The 22,400-nt window shown below is 54.8% G+C and carries 23 protein-coding genes; 8 read left to right on the top strand and 15 right to left on the bottom strand.

The window, feature by feature from the left end:
• Positions 1–17 precede the first annotated feature (17 nt).
• From METLA_RS0107910 to METLA_RS23195, 3 genes are read right to left on the bottom strand one after another with little or no spacing between them, the layout of a single operon-like run.
• Positions 18–1,280 carry a hypothetical protein gene (locus tag METLA_RS0107910; protein ID WP_024298030.1) on the bottom strand — a complete coding sequence of 421 codons (1,263 nt, stop codon included), beginning with the start codon at positions 1,278–1,280 and terminating at the stop codon, positions 18–20.
• 25 nt (positions 1,281–1,305) lie between these two features.
• Positions 1,306–2,052 carry a PilW family protein gene (locus METLA_RS21385; protein ID WP_161635397.1) on the bottom strand — a complete coding sequence of 249 codons (747 nt, stop codon included), beginning with the start codon at positions 2,050–2,052 and terminating at the stop codon, positions 1,306–1,308.
• 22 nt (positions 2,053–2,074) lie between these two features.
• Complete coding sequence (locus METLA_RS23195) at positions 2,075–2,665, bottom strand: GspH/FimT family pseudopilin (protein WP_084480213.1); 591 nt, start codon at positions 2,663–2,665, stop codon at positions 2,075–2,077.
• Between the two features lie 189 nt (positions 2,666–2,854).
• Here METLA_RS23195 and METLA_RS0107895 point away from each other — a divergent pair, with 189 nt between their 5' ends.
• From METLA_RS0107895 to METLA_RS0107875, 5 genes are all read left to right on the top strand, one after another.
• On the top strand, positions 2,855–3,274 hold the full coding sequence (locus METLA_RS0107895; protein ID WP_024298027.1) for a type IV pilin protein: 420 nt from the start codon (positions 2,855–2,857) through the stop codon (positions 3,272–3,274).
• 15 nt (positions 3,275–3,289) lie between these two features.
• Positions 3,290–3,799 (top strand): YchJ family protein, encoded by a 510-nt coding sequence (locus METLA_RS0107890; protein WP_342665862.1) that lies wholly within the window; start codon positions 3,290–3,292, stop codon positions 3,797–3,799.
• A gap of 243 nt (positions 3,800–4,042) precedes the next feature.
• Entirely contained in the window at positions 4,043–4,870 is an 828-nt protein-coding gene (gene proC / locus METLA_RS0107885) for a pyrroline-5-carboxylate reductase (RefSeq protein ID WP_024298025.1), read from the top strand.
• On the top strand, positions 4,870–5,448 hold the full coding sequence (locus METLA_RS0107880) for a YggT family protein (RefSeq protein ID WP_024298024.1): 579 nt from the start codon (positions 4,870–4,872) through the stop codon (positions 5,446–5,448). Before proC ends, METLA_RS0107880 begins: the two co-directional genes overlap by 1 nt.
• A gap of 109 nt (positions 5,449–5,557) precedes the next feature.
• The gene (locus tag METLA_RS0107875; protein WP_024298023.1) at positions 5,558–6,583 is read left to right on the top strand and encodes a DUF4124 domain-containing protein; all 1,026 of its coding nucleotides are present in this window, start codon (positions 5,558–5,560) and stop codon (positions 6,581–6,583) included.
• Here the strand turns inward: METLA_RS0107875 and argB are convergent.
• The 12 genes from argB to METLA_RS0107815 form a co-directional block, all read right to left on the bottom strand.
• Positions 6,566–7,456 (bottom strand): acetylglutamate kinase, encoded by an 891-nt coding sequence (gene argB / locus METLA_RS0107870; protein ID WP_024298022.1) that lies wholly within the window; start codon positions 7,454–7,456, stop codon positions 6,566–6,568. The genes METLA_RS0107875 and argB overlap by 18 nt on opposite strands.
• A 20-nt stretch (positions 7,457–7,476) precedes the next feature.
• Positions 7,477–10,068 carry a phosphomannomutase/phosphoglucomutase gene (locus METLA_RS0107865; protein ID WP_024298021.1) on the bottom strand — a complete coding sequence of 864 codons (2,592 nt, stop codon included), beginning with the start codon at positions 10,066–10,068 and terminating at the stop codon, positions 7,477–7,479.
• A gap of 117 nt (positions 10,069–10,185) precedes the next feature.
• Positions 10,186–10,644: a dUTP diphosphatase gene (gene dut, locus METLA_RS0107860; protein ID WP_024298020.1), complete on the bottom strand. Its 459-nt coding sequence runs from the start codon at positions 10,642–10,644 to the stop codon at positions 10,186–10,188.
• A gap of 170 nt (positions 10,645–10,814) precedes the next feature.
• Positions 10,815–11,231 carry a YeeE/YedE family protein gene (locus METLA_RS0107855; protein WP_024298019.1) on the bottom strand — a complete coding sequence of 139 codons (417 nt, stop codon included), beginning with the start codon at positions 11,229–11,231 and terminating at the stop codon, positions 10,815–10,817.
• Complete coding sequence (locus METLA_RS0107850) at positions 11,228–11,659, bottom strand: YeeE/YedE family protein (protein WP_024298018.1); 432 nt, start codon at positions 11,657–11,659, stop codon at positions 11,228–11,230. The genes METLA_RS0107855 and METLA_RS0107850 overlap by 4 nt, the downstream gene beginning before the upstream one ends.
• 338 nt (positions 11,660–11,997) lie before the next feature.
• A complete protein-coding gene (locus tag METLA_RS0107845) occupies positions 11,998–12,660 on the bottom strand; it encodes a hypothetical protein (RefSeq protein ID WP_152539405.1) in 663 nt (220 codons plus the stop codon).
• Positions 12,661–12,839: 179 nt separating this feature from the next.
• Positions 12,840–13,061 (bottom strand): hypothetical protein, encoded by a 222-nt coding sequence (locus METLA_RS0107840; protein WP_024298016.1) that lies wholly within the window; start codon positions 13,059–13,061, stop codon positions 12,840–12,842.
• Positions 13,062–13,091: 30 nt separating this feature from the next.
• The gene (locus tag METLA_RS0107835; protein ID WP_051459758.1) at positions 13,092–14,672 is read right to left on the bottom strand and encodes an alkaline phosphatase; all 1,581 of its coding nucleotides are present in this window, start codon (positions 14,670–14,672) and stop codon (positions 13,092–13,094) included.
• A gap of 360 nt (positions 14,673–15,032) precedes the next feature.
• Positions 15,033–16,706, bottom strand: a complete 1,674-nt coding sequence (locus METLA_RS0107830; RefSeq protein ID WP_024298014.1) for a formate--tetrahydrofolate ligase — start codon at positions 16,704–16,706, stop codon at positions 15,033–15,035.
• Between the two features lie 113 nt (positions 16,707–16,819).
• A complete protein-coding gene (glyA, locus tag METLA_RS0107825; protein ID WP_024298013.1) occupies positions 16,820–18,076 on the bottom strand; it encodes a serine hydroxymethyltransferase in 1,257 nt (418 codons plus the stop codon).
• A 58-nt stretch (positions 18,077–18,134) separates the two neighbouring features.
• Positions 18,135–19,511, bottom strand: a complete 1,377-nt coding sequence (locus tag METLA_RS0107820) for a glycerate kinase type-2 family protein (protein ID WP_036281580.1) — start codon at positions 19,509–19,511, stop codon at positions 18,135–18,137.
• 25 nt (positions 19,512–19,536) lie between these two features.
• On the bottom strand, positions 19,537–20,394 hold the full coding sequence (locus METLA_RS0107815) for an NADP-dependent methylenetetrahydromethanopterin/methylenetetrahydrofolate dehydrogenase (protein WP_024298011.1): 858 nt from the start codon (positions 20,392–20,394) through the stop codon (positions 19,537–19,539).
• A 302-nt stretch (positions 20,395–20,696) separates the two neighbouring features.
• Between METLA_RS0107815 and METLA_RS0107805 the strand changes: the two genes are divergently transcribed.
• From METLA_RS0107805 to METLA_RS0107795, 3 genes are all read left to right on the top strand, one after another.
• A complete protein-coding gene (locus tag METLA_RS0107805) occupies positions 20,697–21,674 on the top strand; it encodes a malate dehydrogenase (protein WP_024298010.1) in 978 nt (325 codons plus the stop codon).
• A gap of 131 nt (positions 21,675–21,805) precedes the next feature.
• The gene (gene dhiT, locus METLA_RS0107800) at positions 21,806–22,075 is read left to right on the top strand and encodes a type II toxin-antitoxin system toxin DhiT (RefSeq protein WP_024298009.1); all 270 of its coding nucleotides are present in this window, start codon (positions 21,806–21,808) and stop codon (positions 22,073–22,075) included.
• Between the two features lie 14 nt (positions 22,076–22,089).
• On the top strand, positions 22,090–22,320 hold the full coding sequence (locus tag METLA_RS0107795; protein WP_024298008.1) for a DUF2442 domain-containing protein: 231 nt from the start codon (positions 22,090–22,092) through the stop codon (positions 22,318–22,320).
• The last annotated feature ends 80 nt before the right edge of the window (positions 22,321–22,400 follow it).

The raw sequence follows: 22,400 nt of genomic DNA, 5'->3' as shown, positions 1-22,400 counted from the left end.
TTAAATTTTTAAAAAAATTACCAATCGCGCCAAGAGCCGGCGATAGCCGTTGTTAAACCGGCGACCGGATGATTTGAATTGGAGCCAAAGGCCGGCCAGAAGACGATTGTGGCAGTTCCACTGCCGGAGACGATAGGAGGCGACGCGGCCGTGCCCATTCCTGTACCAATAGGCGTCGCCGTGCCTTCAACGATGGCCGAACCGACAACTTGCGGGCTTCCCGCGACATCCCATTTACCCGCCACATATAACACACCGTAAACTGTGGCCGAGCCACCGGATGTTCTCAGATTTCCATTGACCACGACGATCGATGGCTTGGTTAGGCTGCCTATAACGCCACCGGTCCAACTTTGATCGCCATCGAACCAAATCAGGCCCGATTTTCCGTTCGCACTGTTTATGTCGGGGACTGCGGCAGTTGGATAAAGCTGGCCGATTGAAGCGGCAAGCTGCCGAACTTGTTCCCTTGAGGTGGCGCTAAAAAAATTCTTAAAAAAATTCAGGCCAATTAAATTTTTGAGCGACGGGTCATTATCAATAATATCGAGACCATTGCCCAGATTGCGGTTGGATATCAAAACGGCGTCAGTTGGACTAGAACCCGTTGAGGGAACGCTGGTTAGCTCCGCTTCTGTTAATGAGCTTTCGTCAGGGTCTTTCAGCCATGTTTCCATACTCGAGGAACTGCCGATGGTTACGGAGTCCCCCGACCAACTGGTCGTATTAGTATAGCGGTTGATAATACGCGCATTGCCGGTCAGATTGACAAATCCCCGGGATACGAGGGGCATATCAGGGCCTTCGCCGTTTAGCAAACCTATCGGCCCTACGCATTGGGTGATGGTGCGGGTTGCCAGTGTGTCGTCGCTGTATCCTTGGGCGGTCACCATTCCCTTGCCCATGGATGTCGCGGCTCCCGCCGGCACACACACAGTCCCGGCGGCATTATTAAAGTTCAATCGAGCCGTTGTCGTTTGACTTCCGTCTGTGGAGGTCAAATTGGACAAACTGGTCCCCGCAGGATAATCAACAGCATTATTGCTGTCCTGATCGAAGCCGCCCATATTGAAATAATTGACCCCGAAATCCATCGCATAGTTGGCCGCCGCAACCGATTGTGCGCCGCGGTAATTATCGGCGGCAATTTGGGTTTCGGTGATCACGCTTTTCGATGTCAGCAAGGTTACCAAAGTCATACAGATCAATAAAATCAACGCAGTAAAGAGGGTGGCTGCGCCGTGCTGATCGGAAAACCTGGAGCGAATTAATTTTTTCATGAGGACGCCTCTAGCAACTGGGTCGTTAAGGTTGGATGAAAACCCGATCGTTCCTGACTTTTACAATATCAGTGAGTGTTTTGGTAACCGTTGCATCGTTGGCCAAGCGACCGGTCAAGGTTATCGAAACTTGCCGGGCTTCGACGACTTGATTACCGCTATTGATGTTGCCGGCAGTCGCCGCGGCGACTGCGCAGGTGGAATTGAAAGAAGTGCTTGTTGTCACATTCTCGCATTTAGATCCGCTCAGATCGAAAGTCAGAGCCGTTATGGTTATTTGATTTCCGGCAATGTTTTCTTCCCAATTATCATCATTGCCATCACAAGTAGCCGTATTAGCGGGGGCTCCGGATAGCCTCATATTGATGGTATTGTTTTTGAAACGAAAGCCATAATGCTCGTTGTCATCAACAATGCGATCACCATCAGCATCATAGCTGTACAATACGCAGTTGCCGGCAGCCACATCGGTCGTCGGGGATGCAAAGTTGCGTACCTTGATATTGGTCATATCCCCGATTTCTCTGGTAAACGGATTGTTGTTGCTGTTCGCCGTTACGCTTGCGCCGCCCCAATAGCCGGCGCGCCGGATGTCGTTGATCATCAGCGTCATCACCGCTTCCAGGTCATGGTTTAGGCGGGCGGATTTCAGCGTATCAGAGCTGCCTCTGATCGTGCCAATATAAATGGCCAGCGTGGCGCCGAGCACGATCAAACCCAGCGCCATGGCAACCATGAGTTCAATCAGGTTATAACCTTCTTGTTTTTTCATCGTCATGCCTTATTTGAAAAGGTTAGCAGGGTGGATAACCAATAATGCCGTTCTGGCCCGACGGTGTGCAGTTTATGCTCCGGCCGGTATTACTAGATACAACGCTGGTTTGAAAGTTTGTTGTTGTAAGTCTAACTTCGTCATCTTCATCAGCCAGGACTAGCTTACAACTATCATCATGATCTATTTCAAGACGGACTCCACGTTTAAAATCGAAAATGGTATTAGCACTGGTAGTAGAAGTTATATTTACGGCACTATTAAAATTACTGCCTAAGACGCGTTTTATCTCGCAATAATCGCTGTCTGCCGTATTCGTTTCAGCACAATCGCAACTGGTTTTACTACAGCTCGATGTTGTTTCAGTTAAGCCGTAACACCATGAGCCATTATTTCCTGTAGTTGTCGATACTATGACATATTTACTGCGTTTAATCGCCTCCGTACGCGCCAATTGCATGTCGGATTTCAGGGATTCAGCGACCTGTTTCAATCGGTTTGTTTCAAGCATGCGCTGGAATGAAGGAAATGCCGTTGCAACGAGAATCCCCATGATCGCAACGACGATCATGGCCTCAATCAAAGTAAAGCCCGTAGCCTTGAATCTATTCATGATGGTTCCCCCGGTTGTGCTGATTCAAGTATACAGCGGTGTTTGTTGGGCTTTTGGTGTGTTAATCACATTTTTTAAGATAAAAAAATCGAGAGCCGGGGTCGAGTGGCGCTGCTTATGACGCATTACGGGCAAATCATTGGGGCTCTGCTATGCTAAACGGGATCGATACTGACAGAGGGCCTTACAATGAAAACGAACAAAACAACGGCGGGTTTTACCCTCATCGAAGTGATGGTAACGCTTGCGATTATTTCGATACTGGCGGCAATAGCGCTACCTTCTTATACAGAATATGTCAAAAAAGGCCGTCGCTCGGACGCGAAGGCTGGCTTGCTTAATGTTCAAATGGCGCAAGAAAAATATCGCGCGAACCATATCAGTTACGGCACATTGGCGCAGATCGGCGTTCCGGCTACGTCCCCGGACGGCAATTACACTCTCGCGGTTACAAGCGCTACAGCCACCAATTATACGGCGACGGCAACGCCGAAGGACTTGCAGGCAGGTGATAAATGCGGTACGTTTGCTGTTAATAGTTCAGGAAAAACGATTTCTTCCAGTGTTCAAACAACGGATGCAAAGGTTCAGGAGTGTTGGGGAAAATAGTTTCAAATATTTAAATTGTTGAGGAGAAAACTTTTGTTGAACCGTCAAGCGGCATGTTTGTGTGGATCTGGTATTAACTATGTCGATTGCTGTGGTCTATATCACGATAGCGCGACACTTCCTGCTACCGCCGAAGCGTTGATGCGTTCGCGCTTCACGGCTTATGCGCAACGTAATGCCGACTATCTGCGCGCTACCTGGGACAGCGGCAGATGCCCGGACGTGATCGACTTCTCCCGCGAGACGGCGGTTTGGCAGCGTCTGGAAGTGGTCGACACCAAAAAGGGCGGACAACATGACGACAAGGGCGTCGTCGAATTCAAGGCTTACTATTTGCAGGACGGCGAAGCCTGTGTACTGCATGAAGTCAGCCGCTTTATCAAAAAGGACGGGCGCTGGTTTTATCTGGACGGCGTGATCAAGTCGCTCGGCAAGGTCGGCGCTACTGTCAATCTGGGCAAAAACGCGCCGTGCCCTTGCGGCAGCGGTAAAAAATTCAAGCGTTGCTGCGGCGCGGCGGCATAAAGCCGGTTTAGCTCATTCTTTCCCCCGAGCGTTCTCGCATCCGTCATTACTGTGAAAATAACCTCCGCTGAAGCTTTCCTCAGCTAAGCATTGCCTGTGACTGTTTTTGCATGTCCCGCTTTGGGGCTGACCTCAATCCGGACGGCGGTTTTTTGTACTGAATTTCCACGAATCCCTTGTGATTGATTTTTCTGAGCCTTATATAGGGTAAAATATTTCAGGAACCATCAAAGCAGGGTAAAAATGAAAACACAAAAAATAGGATTTATCGGCGGCGGCAACATGGCGAGCAGCCTGATCAGCGGTTTGATCGCGTCGGGTCATGAGCCGGGGAATATCTGGGTTTCGGATATTAATGCCGAGCAGCTCAAGTCGTTGGCCGAGCGTCTGAAGGTAAACGCGACCGCATCGAACGACACGGTGGTCAATGAGACCGATGTCGTGGTGCTGGCGGTCAAGCCGCAGACTTTGCGCGATGTCGCATTGCAGGCGGCGCCGGCGATTCAACAGCGCAAATCCTTGGTCGTCTCGATCGCGGCCGGCATCAGCGAGCGCAGTCTGAGCACCTGGCTAGGCGCCGAGACTGCGATCGTGCGTTGCATGCCGAATACACCGGCATTGGTGCTGACCGGCGCGACGGCGCTGCACGCGAATGATAAAGTCAATGCCGAGCAACGCAACACGGCCGAAAATATTTTGCGTGCGGTCGGTATCGCACTGTGGGTCAAGGATGAGAAAGAACTCGATGCGGTGACCGCGGTGTCCGGCAGCGGACCGGCTTATTATTTTCTGTTGATGGAAGCGATGGAGCAGGCGGCGGTGGAGTTGGGTCTGACCGAGGACACCGCGCGGCTGTTGGTGCTGCAAACCGCGTTGGGCGCGGCGAAAATCGCGCTGGAGTCGTCCGAAAGCCCGGAACTGCTCCGTAAACGCGTGACCTCGCCGGGCGGTACCACGCAACGTGCGATCGAAACCTTTCAGCAAGGCGGTTTCAGCGATCTGGTCTCGAAAGCGTTACACGCGGCGCGCGACCGCTCGATCGAAATGTCCAAACAACCGGAGTTCAATTAATGGGTGCAAGCTATTTTACCGATCCTGTCGTCCTGGTCATCGAGGCGCTGTCCTCGCTGTATGTCCTGGCAGTATTGCTGCGCTTTCTGCTGCAGTGGTGCGGCGCCGATTTTTATAATCCGATCTCCCAGTTTCTGGTCAAGGCGACCCAGCCGCCGTTGCGGCTGTTGCGCCGTTATGTGCCGCCGATCGGCAAGATTGATACGTCTTCACTGATCCTGATGCTGGGCTTGCAGATGCTGGCCAATTTTTCGATCGGACTGCTGCAAGGCGCGACGCTCGGCATCGGCGCCTTGACCGTGATCGCGATCATGGAACTGATCAATTTGCTGTTCAATGTTTTCATCTTCGCGATCATCGTCAGGGCGGTGTTGAGTTGGGCGAATCCGGGCCGCTTTGATGCGGCTTCGTCGATTCTTTACAGCCTGACCGAGCCTTTGCTGAATATTTTCAGACGGATCATTCCGGATATGGGCGGCATCGATCTGTCGCCGCTGGCCGCGTTATTGTTCATGCAGGTCGCCCGCATGATCATCCTGCCGCCGCTGAATCAGCTGGCGGCACTGATCGCCTGGTAATTCGCCGGCCACTCCGGCAGGGTTACGCCTGCCGGAGCGGCGGCTGGCGTTTTAACATGCCGATCTTTCGCTATACTTCACAAGATCCCCGTTTATTCAACTTAAAGCCATGCAAGACCGCATTGTTTCAATTAGCCTGCTGTTGTTTACCGTGTTTGGCCTGACTGCCGGCCAGGCGGCCCATGCCAAGAAGATGTACCGTTGGGTCGATGAGAACGGCAAAACGTTTTTATCCGATCAGGTGCCGCCGGAACAGGTTCAGCATCGCCGCGAACAACTGAGCGAGAAAGGACGTGTGGTCCAGGTCACCGAAAAGGCAAAAAACCCTGAACAGATTGCGCTGGATCGGCGTCTTGATGCCTTGAGAAAGGCACAGGAAGACATCATCGCCAAACAAAAGGTCAACGACAAGGTCTTGCTGAGCGCTTTTCGCAATCTGAACGATATGCAGGAAGCGCTGAAGAAAAAAATGCACGCGATGGATTCGCAGACCATACTCCTGCACGGGAATAAAAACCGGGCAGAAACCGAGCTGGAAAATCATCTTAAACGCGCGGCGAGCCATGAACGCAGCGGCGAAAAAATCCCTGCACCGCTGACCGGTAACATCGATAAAGCGAAAGCGCAGATCAAGACGGTCGAGGCGGAGATCGAGAAACAGGAAGCCAAGAAACGCCAAGTCAGGTCCGCTTTCGAAGCGGATATCGAGCGCTATAAATTCCTGACTCACTCCGATACCGAAGCGCCGCAGGAATTGAGCGATAAAACCGCGGAAATGAAGGCCGCTGTCGAACTGGGCCTGTATCTTTGCGGCAGTTCAACGCAGTGCGAAAACGCCTGGGCAAGTGCGCACCAGTTTGTGCGCACCTTCTCGACGACGCCTCCCGACATCGACAACGAAAAACTGCTGATGACCGCAGAGCCTCAGGCCGACTCCGATTTGAGCCTATCGGTCTCGAAGATCGATATGGGCAATCAGCAACAGTTGTTTCTCGATATCCGCTGCCGGCAGTCGTCGCTGGGCACGGAGCTCTGCGCCAGCGACAAGGTACGCGATATTCGTTCGTCTTTCAGAGCATTTATCGAGAACGGCGTTGCGGGGACAGGGGCTAAACAACTAACGGCTCAGCAGTAAGGTGCCGACGCCCTGATCGGTAAATAATTCAAGCAATACCGCATGCTCGACGCGTCCGTCGATGATGTGCACCTTGCCGACGCCGCCGTGTAACGCATCGGTTGCGCAACGCGTTTTCGGGATCATGCCGCCCGAGATCGTGCCGTCGGCGATCAGATCGTCGATGTCTTTCAGCGTCAGGCCGGTCAACAAGTTGCCTTCCTTGTCCAGGATGCCGGCGGTATTGGTCAGCAGAATCAGTTTTTCCGCTTTCAACACTTCCGCGACCTTGCCGGCGACCAGATCCGCATTGATGTTATAGGAGTGGCCTTCCGCGCCGACTCCGATCGGTGCGATCACCGGGATGAAATCGCTATGGCCGAGCATCTCGACGACCGCAGGATCGATGCTGCTGACTTCGCCGACATGGCCGAGATCGATGATTTCGGCCGATTGTGCGCCGGGGTCCGTTTTGGTCAGGTGAATCTTTTTCGCGCGGATGAAATCGCCGTCCTTGCCGGTCAGTCCGACCGCTTTGCCGCCGTGGATGTTGATCAGATTCACGATTTCCTTGTTGACGAGTCCGCCGAGCACCATCTCGACCACGTCCATCGTTTCGCTGTCGGTAATCCGCATGCCGTCGACAAAGCCGGTCGTCTTGCCGAGCTTTTCGAGCAAGCGGCCGATTTGCGGGCCGCCGCCGTGCACCACGATCGGATTGATGCCGACCAGTTTCATCAGCACGATGTCGCGCGCGAAACTGTGTTTGAGGGCCTCATCGACCATCGCGTTGCCGCCGAATTTGACGACAACGGTCTTGCCTTTGAAGCGTTGAATATAGGGCAGGGCTTCGATCAGGACATCGGCGATTTGGTGAGCTTTTCGGTGTTGCATCGTTTTCTGGTTTTCCATGCTTAAAAAGGAAGTGATATATCGGATTTTACCGTTTTGATCAACTGACTAAATTGTTGCTGAATTTTTTTCAATGTCTCTTGGTTGTCGGCTTCGAAACGGAACACCAAGGATGGCGTCGTATTGGAGGCCCGCACCAGGCCAAAGCCGTCCGGGAAATCGACCCTGAGGCCGTCGATCGTGGTCACTTCGGCGCCCGGAAATTGGGCGGTCTGTAACAGTTTTTCGATGATCCTGAAATTCTCGCCTTCTTCCAGCGTGACATTCAATTCCGGGGTATTGATGCTGTCGGGCAGCGCCGCGAAGACTTCCGCGCTGGTGCGGGTATCCTCGGACAGGATTTCAATCAGGCGGGCGGCGGTGTACAAGGCGTCGTCGAAACCGAACCAGCGGTCATTGAAGAAGATATGCCCGCTCATTTCGCCGGCGAGGCCGGCGCCGGTTTCCTGGATTTTCGCTTTCATCAGCGAATGTCCGGTTCTCGATAGCGTCGGCCGGCCGCCGAATTTTTTGATCTGGGCGGCCAAATGCCGGCTGCATTTGACATCGAAAATGATCTCCGAGCCCGGCCGCGCGGCCAATACGTTTTGTGCATACAGCATCATTTGCCGGTCCGGCCAGATGATCTTGCCGTTCGAATCGATCACGCCAAGCCGGTCGCCGTCGCCGTCGAACGCCAGGCCGAGGTCGGCCTGGTAATGCTTGACCGCCATGATCAGCTCTTCCAAATTTTCGGGCTGGCTCGGATCGGGGTGATGATTCGGGAATGCGCCGTTGATCTCGCAGCACAACTCGATCACTTCGCAGCCGATGGTTCTGAGCAGTTTGGGCGCTATGTCGCCGGCCACGCCATTGCCGCAATCGACGACGACCTTCATCGGCCGGCCCAGGTGCACCTCGTCGGCGACCGTGCCGATATATTCATTGCCGTAGCGGCTGTCTTTTTCGATCGTGCCGGGGCCGGCGATGGTAAAGGCCTGGCTGTCGATGCATCTTTTCAGATTTTTAATGCGATCTTCCGCGAGCGTTTCCCCCTTGATCATCATCTTGATGCCGTTATACTCGGCCGGATTGTGGCTGCCGGTGATCATCACGCCGCAGCGGTCTTCGGTGTGATGCGCGACAAAATACAGCACCGGCGTCGGCACCATGCCGATGTCGAGCACGTCGCAACCGGTGGAGACGATGCCGCGGGCGACCGTTTCCGACAGTTCGGGACTCGAGTTGCGGCCGTCCCGGGCCAGCACGATCGTATCGCAATCTCGCGCTTTGGCTTCCGTACCGAGCGCGCGGCCGATATCGTAGACGATTTCTTTCGATAAGGTTTCACCGGCGATGCCGCGGATATCGTAGGCCCTGAAGATGGCATCCTTTGGGTCAACGGCTTTTGCCGCGGGGATGATGGTGGCTTCGATTCTCGGTTTGTCTACAGTGAGGGGCTCGTTCGATGAACTGGGCTCCGGCTTTTTGCCGAGTGCAGCCTGGGCTGGCTTTTTAAAGATTTCGGATTTTTCGTTGCGACGTTCGGGAGTTTTGGATTTTGCCTTCTTTGCCGGTTGATTGCCGAACCCGAAATCGGTCATATCCGATGAAAAGTCGCTAAATCCGAGGTCATCTTCGGCCACGTTAAGCGGAGCAACGGCGACATCGTTGCCGTCGTGCTCCAAAACGCGCTTGTATTGCGACAAGGTCGAAATAAAGCCGTGCATTTCGTTCAGTTTGGTCGAATAGCTGCCTTGAAATTTGTTTTTCATCAAATCTTTGAATGCCCGCATCGTGCTGCTCAAGTCTTCGCTCAGCATCTTCGACAACAGGCGATAGCTCAGCAGAAAAGCCGCCGCCATCAGTCCCAGAGGAATCAGGATAAAACTGAGCATCAGGCCGTAGTCGAGCGTGATCGGCGCGTCGGCCGTTCCGTAACTGATTTCCCAATTGGTGTTTGCAATCGGGATTTGCAGACGGCTGTCGTCCTCCCCGGCGGGGGCCTCGCCGGACGCGCCCAATAACAATTTTTCCTGATGCAGGCGGATATAGCCAGCGCTGACCTGCGCCTGCGCTATGCTTTTGCGGATGATATCATCGTCGAAACTGACCAGAAGCACGCCGATCGTTTGCTCGCCCTGCACGACCCTTCTGGCAATCGCCAAGTGTCTGTTGCTGGGATCGTCACCCTGATGAATTGCCGGCAAAGGGTTGCGGTTGTTGGAGATCGTTTCGCGCACCATGTTCAGATCGGCGTAAGTCATCGGAGGCGAACTCTTGTCATCCAGTTCGGTGATGCCGGGCAGCAGCAGTCGGACATTCAACGCATGAGGAATATGTTGCGTTAGCTCGGCCGCAGTCAGGCGCATCGATTCCGGATTTTGACCGGCGACCGCCTGCACCGTTTCGGCGTCTTGCGCCAATTTGTCGAGGCTGTTATTCAGCAGGTCGATTTGCGCGGCAATCGACAGGCCGATGCCCTTGGCGAGCCCTCCGACCGCTTCTTCTTTTGCTTGTTCCATGGCGCTGGATGAGATCCAGAAGACGCCGGAGCCCGACACCAGAAGCAACAGCGCGGATAAGGCGGCCAAATAAGAGAAAAGTCGAAACATTCTCTATCCTTTCAAATAGAAATTAAACTGACAGGTTATGAACGAGAGGTGCAGGCCAACTTTAATGAGTCAACGCATCTCAAATTCGCTTAAGGATAGCCGATAACCGCAATAAGATTAGGCTTTTCCGGTCGAGCCGAAGCCGCCGCTGCCGCGCTCGGTGAGGGTGGTGAATTCAGGAACGATTTTGAGCGCGACTTGCACTACCGGCATGAAAAGCAACTGCGCGATTCTTTCGCCCGGATTGACGACATAATTGTCTTCGCCGTCATTATGCAGAATCACGCCGATTTCGCCATGATAATCGGAGTCGATGATGCCGACCCCTTGACCGACCCGGATTTGATGATTCAGGCACAGCCCGCTACGACTTGCGACAACCGCGACCAGGCCGGGATCTTGAATGTTGATTGCAAGGCCGGTGCCGATCAGCCGGTGTTGCCGGCCGCCGATCACGATAGGCTCGGGAATGCACGCCACCAGATCCATGCCTGCGGAGCCTACGGTTTTATAGGAAGGAACGCCGTATTGTTCGAGCAGGGGATTCACTAATTTGGTTTCGATCAATCGTTTCATGGTGCAGATATGGGGAATTCGCTGGGATAAAAAAGCGCCTGACTGGGGCGCGGAAAAGCAGGATTTTAACATTCCTGTTCCTTGCGGACATCCTCTAAATCCATGCTGAAGCCAAAAACGGAAGACAACGGCAACGATCGAGGAGGATCATTGCCGGGATGAGGGATGGGTTACGGCCGATCCAGCAGACGATGACAGGCGAAAAAGCCAAGATAAATCGTGAGGATCATGATCACCGATTCCGATGAGAACAAACTCAAGCCGGTGACCGAAGGGCCGGGGCAATAACCGCTCATGCCCCAGCCGATGCCGAAAATGGCCGCCCCGGCGATCAGCTTCGGGTCAATCGACGTCTTTTGGGGGAGATGAAAAGACGTCGCCCAAAGCGGCGCGGGGCGTTTGAGAATGAATTTGAATGCGATCATCGCAACGGACAGGGCCCCGATCATCACAAACAGCAGGCTGGGATCCCAATGGCCCGTCACATCGAGAAAATTCTGTACTTTATTCGGATCGACCATATGCGCGAGCGCCAAGCCTGCACCAAATAAAATACCGCTCAGGAGCGCGATCAGATGGGTTTTCATGCGGCCAGCTCCAGCAGATGGCGGATCACATAGACCGTTATCATGCCGGTGGCGATAAAGGTCAGCGTCGCTGCGATCGAGCGGATCGACAAACGGGCGATGCCGCAGACGCCATGACCACTGACGCAGCCATTCGCCAGGCGAGCACCGAATCCGACCAGGAAGCCGCCGATGCCGAGCAAGGCGAGCGGATAACCTTGCCGCGGCGTATTGAAGCCGGGCAAAAGCCCTTGCAGAAATAATCCGCCGACGACCAAGCCGGCCAGGAACAACAGGCGCCAGGCCCTGTCGTTTTTCGGGGCGGAGAATGCGCCGTTCATGATGCCGCTGATACCGGCGATGCGACCGTTAAAAAACAAGAGCAAGGCGCAACTGATACCGATCAGGGCGCCGCCCGCGAGAGCGGAGTAAGGGGTAAAATTTTCCATTGCTTGGCCTCCTCGGGCTAAATTAGGAAGGAGCAAACAGGTGGTCTGCTTAAAAGTAGAACATTAGTATATTCTACTTTTAAATTAAAATAAAACGCTTTGATCTGCTGAGAATAGCAAAATTCCGTTAGTCTATCTATGGGTTATGCTGACTTTTCTCTTACTTCGACTTCATGAATTACCGTCATGCGGTCAGGAAAGGACGGCGGGGCGATAATTCGAGCCTTCCTTGGCTTCCGGCAATCCATGCCGGATTCAATCGAGAGAAGGGGATTTAGGTGAATCCTTATGGCTAAGGGTTCTGTGCTAGTGTTTGAGTTTAGCTTTGATTTTGAGGGTCAGAGTGACTTTTTGAGTTTGGCTTTGATTTTGATGGTCAAGGTGACTTGATGATTAGCAACAGGATCGCCAATAAAGGCGGTGCCGGTGACATTTCCCTTGAACTGGATGATTTTGCCTTCGCTAGCGGAATCCAGTTTACCCGTTACGGAAACAGAACCCTGGTGTCCACCGAGCGAGATTGTATCGGTTTGGAAGGGTAACAAAGCCGCATTGCCTTCTTCAAAATTAGTGGTTCCAGTCACTTTTTTGTTCTTCAGATCATTTGGCTTGATTTCACCGTGCAATCTTTTTTTGATAAATAATCTTCCGTTGCCTTTAAATATTTCACTTTCGACATCAGGTTTATCTGAGTCGCGGTCGAAAGGAGCCGTGCCTTTCCATTCTTCCAGAGTCCATGTGATGTTATCAGCGGTTTTCAATCGGTCATAATTAACGACAAGCACCAAATGGTTGTTTTTGGGGTCTTTCAAAAGGTCCTTGCCATCCAGTTTTTTCTTATCGGTACCGGTAAAATTATTGGGATTGCCATCTGGCAGATCATAATAAACAATGTCGATATCCTTATTTTCAATCGGGAGTTCCATTGTTATAAACTCAGCATGCGAAGAAGTCGCCCAGGTCAAAAAAATTAAAGGGCATAATGCGAATAAGCGTTTCATGGCACATCACCTATTATTAAAAAACGGTTAAGCCTAATCATACCTCCAAAAGCTATAATTTAAAATAGCTTTGTCTTTTAATCGATTGAATAAAAGAGAGATATGGATGATGAAACGCAGAGGAAAGAGGACGAGAAGAGAGGCGGGAAGCCCTGCGTGGCGCAGGGCAAAACGGGTGTTTACCAGTTCAGAAATAACGTTTTGGCAAGCAGTTCGACCGACCAGGTGACCAGCAGGCTAAACGCCGACAAGCCGAGCGCCGAATAGAGCAGGTTGATGCGGACAGCCTGCCAAGGGTTGCGTTGGGTGGTTTGCATCACAATGATTCCTGTCGAGTTGCAGAGGATTTCATTGTGCGGCGCTTGCGTTACAGTTTCACGACGGTTCGATGACAGTTGCATGAACCGCGCCTGAACCCATAGGGAAATGCCTTAATCCGCCGCGCCTTGGGGCCGCAGCGCATCGATCATCAAGCGGCCGATGTCGGTGTGATGCAGAATGTTCGCAAACGGCTCGATCACGCGCTCGTTACCCTTTGTAAATACGAAGACCGGCGTGCTGGTATGCGCGCCGCTGGCCCATACGACCTGCTGTTTTGCACTCAGAATTTCGGAGAGAAGCTTTTCGCGATTGTCCTTCGTGTAAACTAAAAATGCGCTGTTGCCCGGCGATTTGCTGGCATTCGCTTGGGTTACCAGGAGGCTTTCGGCTTCGCCGGCGTCGATCTTGAATCCACTATGGCGGTTGATTTGTTCGGCCAGAGTGTCCGCCGTCTTTTGCGCGTGCGGCAGCACGTCGAATTCGGCAAAGATCGCCTGATAGCTGAGATTTTGCTCATACAGTTTGTCGAGAATGTCGGGGCTGCCGAAATTGGAATTGGGCTTGAAGACATGGCCGCTGGCCAGGCGTTTCGGTTCGGGAATGTTTTTGCCCGAGTAGCTGAAACCGAAGCCGCCCGTTTCATGATCCGCGGTCACGATCAACAACGTATCATCCCGCTCGCCCATCCAGTCCAGCACCTTGTGCAGCATCGCATCGAAGCGGAGCATTTCATGCAGCATCAGCCCGGTATCGTTCCGGTGCCCGGCCCAGTCGATCTGGCCCGCTTCGATCATCAAAAAGAAACCTTGTTCGTCGCGCTCCAGAATCTTCAGCGCCTGCTCGCTCATCTCCGCGAGCGTCGGCTCGGCATGTTTCGGATTCTGGCGGTTTCGGCTTTCGATGGTGCCGTCGCTCATTCCGGAGCCTGCAAACAGCCCCAGGGTTTTGCCGGTTGCCAGGCGCAGCTGACGAGCGTTGAAGACCAGTTGGTAACCCTGTTTTTGGGCGGTTTCGAGCAAGTTTTTGTCGTCCTTGCGCGCTGAACTTATCTTAAAGGCACGCTCAGTCATCGTTTCGAGCTGTTGATGAAGGGCCGAACTTTTTTCGCCAGCGGCTTGCGGCAGCCAATAATCGAGGCCGCCGGAGAACATCACATCGGCGTCGGTGGCGAGCAAGCCTTCCGGAATGATGGTCTCGTGGCTGCGGTGCGTCTCATGCGCGGCGAATGCGGCGGGCGTCGCATGCGTGATTCGGGTGTCCGACACCAGGCCGGTCGCCTTGCCCCAGCGTTTGGCTTTTTCGATGATGTTTTCCGCAGGACGCCCCTCCGCATCCAGTCCGACCATTTCGGCCTTGGCGAATTTGCCGGTCGCGAGTTGCGTCGCGGACGCCGCCGAATCGGTGACCAGGGCGCCGTCGGGATAGGTCAGCGAGATGCCGATGCGGCCGTTTTCGAGCATCCGGTCCAGCGCGGTTCTGTGGTCCCTGAGCACCCCATGCGGCGCCTGTCTGGCATAGGACAGCAGCAAACCGACCTGCTGTGGCCCCATGCCGTCGCCGATGATCATGATCACGTTTTTGATCTTCGGGGCTGAGGCGGTTTTTTCGGCGAGTGTCGAACAGCCGAGCAGTAAAACGCCGGCGATTCCCAGAAGAATGATTTTCGGTAACGGAGACGAGCGGTCTTTCATGAGTTTGAGGAAAGGAGGGTAGGGATAGGGGCAAAAATAACTTTTGCGGATGGTATTTTGCGTCTGTGTCCTGGGCACGGCTTCGCGGGCAACAAAGCGGCCAGCTTTTCGAGCAAGCGATTGACTCGGTCTCACTCAACCAAAACACAGCGCAGCCTCTGCCTCTATGCTGTGTAAACGGAAGCGAGGCTATCGAAGCCATAAGTCTTCCCATTGAAGTGGGGGCTCTGGCCTAACCCTAATCAAATGCCTGAAGTTGTTGCCGTAGGCGTTTGGGCTTCGATAACGTCAAACCTGAGAGAGACTTTCGGGCCTCGAATTCCTCGATTCCGTTGCATTGCATCGAGGCTACTTTTGTTTTTAAAACAGCCCGCTGATCCGGCCGTTCTCGTCGATGTCGATTTTCTCGGCCGCCGGCACTTTCGGCAGACCCGGCATGGTCATGATGTCGCCCGCGATCGCGACGATGAAGCCGGCGCCGTTTGCCAATTTAACTTCCCTGATTTCGACCGTGTGCCCGGTTGGGGCCCCCTTGACCGTGGCGTCTGTCGAGAACGACATCTGCGTCTTGGCCATGCAGATTGGAAAATGGCCGTATTCGGCATTCCAGGCCGCAAGCTGGGCTTTGACTTTCGCGTTCGCGGTGACGCCCGCCGCGCCGTACAACTTGGTCGCGATCGTTTCGATTTTTTCCCAGAGGCTCAGGTCATCGTCGTAAACGAAACGGCAGCCGTCTTTATGGTGGTCGGCCGTTTCGGCGACCGCATGCGCGAGTTGTTCGGCGCCCTTGCCGCCTTCGGCCCAGTGCTTGGACACGATGCAGACGGCGCCCAGTGTCCGGCATTTATCCTGCAACAAGTCCAGTTCGGCCTCGGTGTCGAAGGTGAAATGATTGATGCAGATGATGCAGGGCAGGCCGTAATGTTCGTTGATGTTACGGTAATGCCGCTCCAGGTTTGCGAAGCCTTTGTCGAGTGCAGCCAGATTTTCCTGATTCAACTCTTCCTTCGCGACGCCGCCGTGGAATTTCAGTGCCCGCACCGTCGCGACCAATACCGCCGCCGACGGCTGCAATCCCGCCATCCGGCATTTGATGTCGACGAATTTTTCCGCACCGAGGTCCGCGCCGAAGCCGGCTTCGGTGATCACATAATCGGCCAGTTTCAAAGCGGTCTGGGTCGCGGTGACCGTGTTGCAGCCGTGTGCGATGTTCGCGAACGGGCCGCCGTGGATGAAGGCGATGTTGTTTTCGAGCGTCTGCACCAGGTTCGGCTTGATCGCGTCTTTCAATAATGCGGCCATCGCGCCGTGCGCATTCAGGTCGCGGGCATAAACCGGAGTCTTGTTGTCGTGCTTGTAGCCGATTACGATGCGGCCTAGGCGTTCCTTCAAGTCGGCGCGGCTGGTCGCGAGGCAGAGAATCGCCATCACTTCCGAGGCGACCACGATGTCGTAGCCGTCTTCGCGCAGGTAACCGTTCGCGGGGCCGCCCATGCCGACCACGATATGGCGCAGCGCGCGGTCGTTCATGTCGACCACGCGCTTCCATTGGATCCTACGCGGGTCGATGCCGAGCGCATTGCCGTGGTTGATGTGGTTGTCGATCAATGCCGACAGCAGGTTGTGCGCGACGCCGATTGCATGAAAGTCGCCGGTGAAATGCAGGTTGATGTCTTCCATCGGCACGACTTGCGCATGGCCGCCGCCGGCCGCTCCGCCTTTGACGCCGAAGCAAGGGCCGAGCGAAGGTTCGCGCAGGCACATGATCGTTTTCTTGCCGATCCGGTTCATCGCATCGCCGAGGCCGACCGAGGTGGTGGTCTTGCCTTCGCCGGCCGGCGTCGGGCTGATCGCGGTGACCAGAATCAGTTTGCCGTCCGGCTTGTCGCCGAGGCTGTTCACATAATCCAGCGACAGTTTGGCCTTGTAATGACCGTAAGGGTCGAGATGTTCGGCGTCGATGCCGAATTGTTCGCGCGCCAGGTCGATGATCGGTTTCATTTTGGCCTGTTGGGCGATTTCTATATCAGACATGCTTTCCTCGTAGGGTGGGCAGCGCTAAGCTGCCCACCATAGTGAATGTTTAAGGTGGCAAACGGTAAAGTGGTTTGTCCACTTTAAAAATGGATGTAGGGTTATAAGCTGTGTTACGCGCCGTAAACCGGAAAACGCGCGCACAAGGCCGCGACCTTCTCGCGCACCGCCGCGATCACGTTTTCATCGTCGATGTTTTCCATCACATCGCACATCCAATGCGCGACCTCGATCACCTGTTCTTCCTTGAAACCGCGCGTGGTTGGGGCCGGCGTGCCGACGCGGATGCCGCTGGTTACGAACGGCGATTCCGGGTCGTTAGGCACCGCGTTCTTGTTGACCGTGATGTGCGCCTTGCCGAGCGCGGCGTCGGCGGCCTTGCCGGTGATGCCTTTCGGAATCAGCGAGACCAGCATCAAATGGTTGTCGGTGCCGCCGGAGACCACGTCGAAACCGCGATCGATGAAGACTTTAGCCATCGCCTGCGCATTCTTGATTACCTGCTGCTGATAAACCTTGAATTCCGGCTCCAGCGCTTCCTTGAAGGCGACGGCCTTGGCCGCGATCACGTGCATCAAAGGGCCGCCCTGGATGCCGGGGAAAATCATCGAGTTGATTTTCTTTTCGATCTCGGCGTTGGCTTTGCCCAGGATGATGCCGCCGCGCGGGCCGCGCAGACTTTTGTGCGTCGTGGTGGTGACGATGTCGGCGAACGGCACCGGGTTAGGATAAACGCCAGCAGCGACCAGACCCGCGACATGCGCCATGTCGACCAGCAGGTAGGCGCCGACCGCGTCGGCGATCGCGCGAAAGCGCGCCCAGTCCATGATCCGCGAATAGGCGGAGAAACCGGCGACGATCACTTTCGGTTGATGTTCGCGCGCCAGGGCTTCGATCTTATCGTAGTCAAGCCGGCCGGTGGCGGAATCCAGATGGTATTGAACGGCGTTATAGATTTTGCCGGAGAAGTTCGGCTTCGCCCCGTGCGTCAAATGACCGCCGTCGGACAGCGCCAGACCCAAGATCGTGTCGCCCGGCTGGATCAGCGCCATGTAGGCTGCCGCATTCGCTTGCGAGCCGGAGTGCGCCTGTACGTTCGCCCAGTCGGCGCCGAACAGCTGCTTGGCGCGGTCGATGGCCAATTGCTCGACGACATCGACGTGCTCGCAGCCGCCATAGTAGCGTTTTCCGGGGTAGCCTTCCGCGTATTTGTTGGTCAGCACGCTGCCTTGCGCTTCCTGAACGCGCGGGCTGGAATAGTTTTCGGATGCGATCAGTTCGATGTGATCTTCCTGGCGCCGGCGTTCGTCTTCGAGCGCCTGGAAGAGTTCAGGGTCGAAACCTTCGATAGTCATCGATTTATTAAACATGCAAATCTCCATAAAGAATTTGGGATATTTTAGGGCTTGTCGGGGGTGGTGCAAAGCGTTATCGACCGGCCGTCGTTTTTGGGTAAAGCAGCAGAATCTGCAAGTCGGCGACATTGGTGCCGGTCGCGCCGGTGACCAGCAAGTCGCCGGATGCCTGAAGGGCGTGATACGAATCGTTGTTGTCGAGCAGGGCTGCCGGATCGACGCCTCCGGCACGCATCCTCGCCAAGGAGCCTGGGTCGACCCGTCCTCCGGCCGCATCGGTCGGACCGTCGCGGCCGTCGGTGCCGGCGCTCAGAAACACCCAGTTCGCATCGAGTTTGTTGCGTTCGGCGGCCAGCGCGAACGCGAGCGCCATTTCCTGATTGCGGCCGCCGAGACCATTGCCGGTCAGTCTGACCGTCGTTTCGCCGCCGGCCAGAAAGGCGATTGGTTTTTCGATTGGCGGCAGTTCGGCGATCGCTTTGACCCATTGTTCCGCGGCTTCCCGGGCGATGCCGCATAAATGCCCGCTGTAGATTCGGGTCTCGTAACCGAACTGCCGCGCGTGTTTGGCTGCGGCATTCAGACTGATCGCATTGCTGCCGATCAGGGTGTGGCCGGTATGCTGAAAGACAGGATCATTCGGCTTCGGAGTTTCAGGAACTTGCTCCTTTGCGCCGTTTTGTAAATAGTCACGGACCGCATCGGGCAGCCGTTCCCAAATCTGCCGGTTTTGCAAAATACCGATCGCCTCGGCGAAGGTGCTCGGGTCGGGTACGGTCGGGCCGCTCGCGATTGCGCTCAGGTCGTCGCCGAGCACATCGGACAGGATCAGCGCATGCAGGTCGGCCGGCGCCGCGAGCTTGGCGAGGCCGCCGCCTTTCAGTTGCGACAGGTGCTTGCGCACGCAGTTGATCTCGTTGATGTCCGCGCCGCTGGCCAGAAGTAAACTCGTGACCGTGCATTTTTCGGGCAAGGATACGGATTCGACAGGGCAGGGAATCAAGGCCGAACCGCCGCCGCTGACCAGCGCCAGTACCAGTTCGCCGGCCTCTGCCCGGCCGACTTTTTCGGCAATCCGTTGGGCGGCGTTGAGTCCTGCGGCGTCCGGTAGCGGATGGCCCGCGCCGAAGACATCGGTATGAGTTAGTTCCGCGACATTTTCATAGTTGGTCACCGCGATGCCTCTGCCGGCCCGCAACGCTTCGGGAATCGCCTCTTCGGCCGCTTTCGCCATCGCCGAGGCGGCCTTGCCGAAAGCGATCAGATGGATTTTCTGCCATTGGCCCAGGCGCTGTTTGCCGGGATCGTCAATATCCAGGCGAATCGCCAAATGCTCCGCATCGGCCGACAGGCAGTGCTTGACCGCTAGATACGGATCGGCCGCCGCCACGCCCGCCTGGTAAATGGCGAGGGCATTGTCGCGTATCGCGAAGGTCGGTTCGCTTTTCACGGATTGAATGGGGTGAAAGCGGCGATCAAGCCATTTGTTTGGCTAATTCGAAAATGTTTTCCGCGTCGAAAACCAGTTTATTGTCGGTAAACAGTTTGCCGATGCAGGCGCGGTGCAGTTCGAGTTTCAACGGGCCGAAGCCGAGCGCGCCCCAGATGATCTTGCCGTGGCGTTCCTGGCCTTTGTCGAACACGTCGATGCTGCCGATGCCGATCGGCGGGGTCGCGTTCGCATCCGCGATCAGTTCGATATGCGGATTGTTTTGCCAGTGTTCGGCGCCGATCAGTTCGATGCCGGCCGCGCCGGCCGCAAACACGATGTTTGCGGTTTCGATCGCCTGGCCGCGGGCATCATGGTCGACCGCTTCGATCGGGGTGATGTCGACGCCGAAGCGCGCTTTCATCGCCTCGCAGGCCTCGACGACCTTCGTCATTTTGCGCCCGGTCATCGACACGATCGCGCCTTCGCGGCTCAGCATCACCGCGGCCCGCTGTCCGACGGGGCCGGTGCCGGCCAGGACGACCGCTTTCTTGCCGGCGAGGCTGCCGCTGGCCGCGAGTTTAGAGACCGCGGCGGCGGCGGTCGTATTGCCGCCGTTGCTGTCCAGCATTACCGAGACCTGAAAACCGGGGAAAAATTTACTCTGCACCGCTTTCAGCAGGTTTTGCCCTGCGATCATGTCGCTGCCGCCGATGAAGATCGCGGTGTTCTTCTTGTCTTTCGGCGGGCGTGTGAAGATCGCGCCTTCGACCAGGCCGCCGATATTGTCCGGCGTCAGACCGCCGAAACCGGTCACGTGATCGGCGCCCCCGTCATAGGCCACGACGGTGTCGAAGACTGAGGGATGCAGGTCGGTATCGAATTGGAACAGCAACTTTTTCATGGATGTCCGAAATGGGCCCTGGACGGCCGAATGCAAAGGTTAAATGGGCGCTTATTATACCCGAGATGCGTTTTCGATGTTGGCCGAGCTGAGGCGCGCCGATCGGTCGTATTTAGCGATCAATTGGCTTGCGGGCGTGCAGGCTTGACGTTATCATTAACCAGGCAGACAGGGCTCGAATACAATCAAAATGGCGTGAATGCTTAGCTTCTCCGCAGTTGTTATTTACCGCGAGCGATGATGTTTTCCACATGCAGCGTTATCAAATAAGACCCTCACATTTTAATTATTAGGGATAACAAATGAAAACCCCCGTTCATATCGCGGTTTCTGGTGCTGCCGGACAAATCAGCTATTCTCTGCTTTTCCGCCTGGCTTCGGGCGCATTGTTCGGTCCTGAGCAGCCGATCATGCTGCATCTGCTCGAAATTCCGCAGGCGATGCATGTGCTGAACGGCGTGGTGATGGAGTTGCAGGATTGCGCGAGTCCTTTGCTTTACCGCATCGAAACGACCGATGACCCGCGTATCGCCTTCAGAAACGCCGATTATGTGTTTCTGGTCGGCGCGCGTCCGCGCGGGCCGGGCATGGAGCGCAAGGATCTCTTGGAGGTGAATGCGGAGATATTTTCGGTGCAGGGCAAGGCGCTGAACGATGTCGCCAGCCGCAAAGTGAAGGTTTTGGTGACTGGCAATCCGGCCAATACGAATGCATTGATCGCGCTTAAAAACGCGCGCGACCTCGGGCCTGAGAATTTTTCCTCGATGTCCCGTCTCGATCATAACCGGGCGATCAGTCAGCTCGCCAATAAATGCGGTGTGTTGGCTACCGACGTGAAGAGCATGACGATTTGGGGCAATCATTCGACGACCCAATATCCCGATCTGCATCATGCGAAAGTCAAGGGGCAGGATGCGCTGTCCCTGGTCGAACGCGACTGGTTTATCAATGATTTCATTCCGACCGTGCAGCAACGCGGCGCGACAGTGATCCAGGCGCGCGGCTTGTCGAGCGCCGCCTCCGCGGCTAATGCCGCGATCGATCAGATGCGGAGCTGGGCCCTGGATACGCCGGAGGGCGACTGGGTCAGCATGGGTGTCCTGTCCGACGGGAGTTACGCAATCGAACGGGATCTGATGTATTCGTTCCCGGTGACGGTGACCAACGGCGAGGTCACTATCGTGAAGGGGCTGGACATCAATGAATTCAGCATGCAAAGGATGCGGATCAGCGAGGCCGAGCTGAAGGAAGAGCGGGACGCGATTCGGCATTTGCTGTAGTTGATGCCAGTTATAGATAATTCTGGTTTTTACTAAGTGCTAACGAGACTTGATTTAATGTTCAAATGGTGCAGTCTACCCGCTCTCTGCGGTGAAGAAAATCGCGTCGAATAAGTTTTTTAGGAGGTAATGTGCCAACAATTTCGATGTTTTATGGCATCTTAATTTTGATGTACTTCTACGACAACAAGCAGCATAACCGTCCACACATTCATGCGGAATATGGGGAACATGAAGCATCGATCGCCATTGATGACGGTATCGTTTTGAGCGGTGGCTTGCCTGCTGCTAAATTGAAATTAGTTCAGGCTTGGATTGAAATACATAGGGAAGACTTGCTGGTAGATTGGAAACTGGCGGTCGCAGGCGAGCCTATCTTTAAAATTGATCCATTGCGCTAGGGGCGGGGGAGCGCATGGATAAAATTGTCAAAGCTGTTCCTCTTGATGATTATAAAATCGAGATACTCACCAGTAGCGGAATTTCAGGTGTTTTTGATGTTAAGCCCTATTTGCAAGGCAGTGCTTTCAGAGAACTAATGGACGCGTCTTATTTTCGTCTAGTGCGTCCAGCGCATCATGGAATTATGTGGCCTCATGAACAGGACTTTAGTTCAGATACGATTATTTGGGATATGCAAAAGTAATACCATGAGAATGAAGTGAGTCGCTTATCCATTGCAAGCGACTCACTTCATGTTTTTGTATATCCGCCTAAGCTTGGTTT

This window comes from Methylomicrobium lacus LW14 (genome assembly GCF_000527095.1).
Taxonomy (GTDB): Bacteria; Pseudomonadota; Gammaproteobacteria; order Methylococcales; family Methylomonadaceae; genus Methylomicrobium; species Methylomicrobium lacus.
The sequence above is the reverse complement of the archived record's forward strand: the minus strand, read 5'-3'. Positions and strand labels throughout refer to the sequence as shown.

Coding starts and splice junctions, on each gene's coding strand:
- METLA_RS0107910 (WP_024298030.1), bottom strand. CDS start 1,280: ATGAAAAAATTAATTCGCTCCAGGTTTTCCGATCAGCACGGCGCAGCC.
- METLA_RS21385 (WP_161635397.1), bottom strand. CDS start 2,052: ATGAAAAAACAAGAAGGTTATAACCTGATTGAACTCATGGTTGCCATG.
- METLA_RS23195 (WP_084480213.1), bottom strand. CDS start 2,665: ATGAATAGATTCAAGGCTACGGGCTTTACTTTGATTGAGGCCATGATC.
- METLA_RS0107895 (WP_024298027.1), top strand. CDS start 2,855: ATGAAAACGAACAAAACAACGGCGGGTTTTACCCTCATCGAAGTGATG.
- proC (WP_024298025.1), top strand. CDS start 4,043: ATGAAAACACAAAAAATAGGATTTATCGGCGGCGGCAACATGGCGAGC.
- METLA_RS0107880 (WP_024298024.1), top strand. CDS start 4,870: ATGGGTGCAAGCTATTTTACCGATCCTGTCGTCCTGGTCATCGAGGCG.
- METLA_RS0107875 (WP_024298023.1), top strand. CDS start 5,558: ATGCAAGACCGCATTGTTTCAATTAGCCTGCTGTTGTTTACCGTGTTT.
- argB (WP_024298022.1), bottom strand. CDS start 7,456: ATGCAACACCGAAAAGCTCACCAAATCGCCGATGTCCTGATCGAAGCC.
- METLA_RS0107865 (WP_024298021.1), bottom strand. CDS start 10,068: ATGTTTCGACTTTTCTCTTATTTGGCCGCCTTATCCGCGCTGTTGCTT.
- dut (WP_024298020.1), bottom strand. CDS start 10,644: ATGAAACGATTGATCGAAACCAAATTAGTGAATCCCCTGCTCGAACAA.
- METLA_RS0107855 (WP_024298019.1), bottom strand. CDS start 11,231: ATGAAAACCCATCTGATCGCGCTCCTGAGCGGTATTTTATTTGGTGCA.
- METLA_RS0107850 (WP_024298018.1), bottom strand. CDS start 11,659: ATGGAAAATTTTACCCCTTACTCCGCTCTCGCGGGCGGCGCCCTGATC.
- METLA_RS0107845 (WP_152539405.1), bottom strand. CDS start 12,660: ATGAAACGCTTATTCGCATTATGCCCTTTAATTTTTTTGACCTGGGCG.
- METLA_RS0107840 (WP_024298016.1), bottom strand. CDS start 13,061: ATGCAACTGTCATCGAACCGTCGTGAAACTGTAACGCAAGCGCCGCAC.
- METLA_RS0107835 (WP_051459758.1), bottom strand. CDS start 14,672: ATGAAAGACCGCTCGTCTCCGTTACCGAAAATCATTCTTCTGGGAATC.
- METLA_RS0107830 (WP_024298014.1), bottom strand. CDS start 16,706: ATGTCTGATATAGAAATCGCCCAACAGGCCAAAATGAAACCGATCATC.
- glyA (WP_024298013.1), bottom strand. CDS start 18,076: ATGTTTAATAAATCGATGACTATCGAAGGTTTCGACCCTGAACTCTTC.
- METLA_RS0107815 (WP_024298011.1), bottom strand. CDS start 20,394: ATGAAAAAGTTGCTGTTCCAATTCGATACCGACCTGCATCCCTCAGTC.
- METLA_RS0107805 (WP_024298010.1), top strand. CDS start 20,697: ATGAAAACCCCCGTTCATATCGCGGTTTCTGGTGCTGCCGGACAAATC.
- METLA_RS0107795 (WP_024298008.1), top strand. CDS start 22,090: ATGGATAAAATTGTCAAAGCTGTTCCTCTTGATGATTATAAAATCGAG.